Below are 2,127 nucleotides of genomic sequence, written 5' to 3'. Positions count from 1 at the left end.
GACATGGGGGCGATCTTGGTTGAGATTGATCTCAGCATGACTGAAAGCTATGTGCCAACTTATTACTTGATTGCCCCTGCTGAAGCATCTTCGAACCTGTCACGTTATGATGGCGTGCGTTATGGTTATCGCTGTGAAAATCCAGTCGACTTGATGGATTTATACAAGCGTTCACGCTCTGAAGGTTTTGGTGCTGAAGTACAACGTCGTATCCTGATTGGAACTTATGCCCTCTCTGCGGGTTATTACGATGCGTATTATGTGAAGGCACAAAAAGTACGTCGTTTGATCCAACAAGACTTCTTAAAAGCATTTGAAACTGTTGATGTGATTGCAGCACCATCTGCACCAACGACTGCCTATAAGATTGGAGCTGATTTAACCCCTGTTGAAATGTATTTGGGCGATATTTATACCCTTGCAGTGAACTTGGCAGGTTTACCCGCGATCAACGCACCTGTGGGTTTAGACAATAACAACTTGCCAGTGGGCTTACAATTGATTGGAAATTATTGGTCAGAATCACAATTGCTCTCAATTGTGCATCAATACCAACAAGATACAAACTTCCACACTCAACGTGCGGCAATTGCTGAGGAGACTGCATAATGGCTGAAGCTCAAAAGTTAAAGCTGATTGACGGTTGGGAAGTCGTAATTGGAATTGAGATTCACACGCAGTTGGCAACCCAATCTAAAATTTTCTCAGGTTCATCGACTGAATTTGGTCAAGACCCGAATACTCAAGCGAGTTTGGTTGATTTGGCTATGCCGGGTGTCTTGCCTGTCTTAAATGCCGAAGTGGTAAATTTGGCCATTCGTTTTGGTTTGGGCATCGATGCTTATATCGATCAAGCATCGGTGTTTGCACGTAAAAACTACTTTTACCCAGACTCTCCTAAAGGCTATCAGATTAGCCAGATGGATAATCCAATTGTCGGTTTGGGTCATATCGACATTCAGCTTGAAGATGGTGAAGTTAAGCGTATTGGCGTGACACGTGCGCATCTTGAAGAAGATGCAGGCAAGTCAATACATGACCAATTTGAAGGTCAGTCGGGAATTGATTTAAACCGTGCAGGTACACCATTACTCGAAATTGTATCTGAACCCGATATGCGTTCGGTCGAAGAAGCCGTTGCCTATATCAAATCGATTCATACTTTGGTGCGTTGGTTAGGTATTTCGGATGGCAACATGGCAGAAGGCTCGTTCCGTGCGGACTGTAATGTGTCATTGCGTCGTCCGGGTGATGCATTTGGTACTCGTTGTGAGTTAAAAAACCTCAACTCATTTCGTTTCATTGAGCAAGCGATCAATGTTGAAATTGAACGCCAAATGGAAATTTTGGAATACGGCGGTTCGATTGATCAGGAAACCCGTTTGTTTGATCCGAACAAAATGGAAACCCGCTCAATGCGTTCTAAAGAAGAAGCGAACGACTATCGCTACTTCCCAGACCCAGACTTGTTGCCTGTGATCATTGCAGATGAACAAATTGAAGCCATTAAGGCCACCATGCCAGAATTACCTGCTGCACGTCGTGAACGCTTTATCGCAGATTTTGCTGTGACTGAATATGATGCGCATGTTCTCACGCTTTCACGCGAAATAGCAGATTTCTATGAAGCTGTGGTTGCAGCATCTGGCGGTGCTGCACAAGGTAAGATTGCGGCAAACTGGGTGATGGGTGAATTCTCAGGCGCTTTAAACAAAGCGGGTTTAGAATTAGCGGATTCCCCTGTTTCTGCTGAACAGCTTGGCGGTATGATTGCGCGTATTGTGGATAACACCATTAACGGTAAAATTGCGAAGCAAGTGTTTGGCTTTATGTGGGAAGCAGAAGGTAAATCTGCGGATGACATTATTAGCGAGAAAGGCCTGAAGCAAGAAACCGATACAGGTGCGATTGAAGCGATTATCAAAGACGTGCTTGCAGCCAATGAAAAAATGGTTGAGGAATACAAGTCTGGTAAGGAAAAAGCCTTTAACGGTCTAGTCGGTCAAGTCATGAAAGCTGCAAAAGGTAAAGCCAACCCTGCTCAAGTGAATGAATTGATGAAGAAATTGATTGGTTAAGCTAATCTAGTTTCAAAAGAAAACCCGCTTTAGAGCGGGTTTTCTTTAA

2 protein-coding genes are annotated in these 2,127 nt (G+C 44.0%); both read left to right on the top strand.

Annotation, left to right across the window (positions count from 1 at the left end; translation table 11 throughout):
- Nucleotides 1-609: amidase family protein (locus JR005_RS14750; RefSeq protein WP_267460103.1), on the top strand; the 609-nt coding region annotated here is incomplete at its 5' end.
- Nucleotides 609-2,078, top strand: a complete 1,470-nt coding sequence (gene gatB / locus JR005_RS07655; protein ID WP_218664825.1) for an Asp-tRNA(Asn)/Glu-tRNA(Gln) amidotransferase subunit GatB — start codon at nucleotides 609-611, stop codon at nucleotides 2,076-2,078. The genes JR005_RS14750 and gatB, both read left to right, overlap by 1 nt.
- The last annotated feature ends 49 nt before the right edge of the window (nucleotides 2,079-2,127 follow it).

Origin of the sequence: Acinetobacter sp. Colony158 (genome assembly GCF_019264745.1) — a bacterium.
In the GTDB taxonomy this organism is placed as follows: Bacteria; Pseudomonadota; Gammaproteobacteria; order Pseudomonadales; family Moraxellaceae; genus Acinetobacter; species Acinetobacter ursingii.
This window is presented reverse-complemented; position numbering and strand designations above follow the sequence as displayed.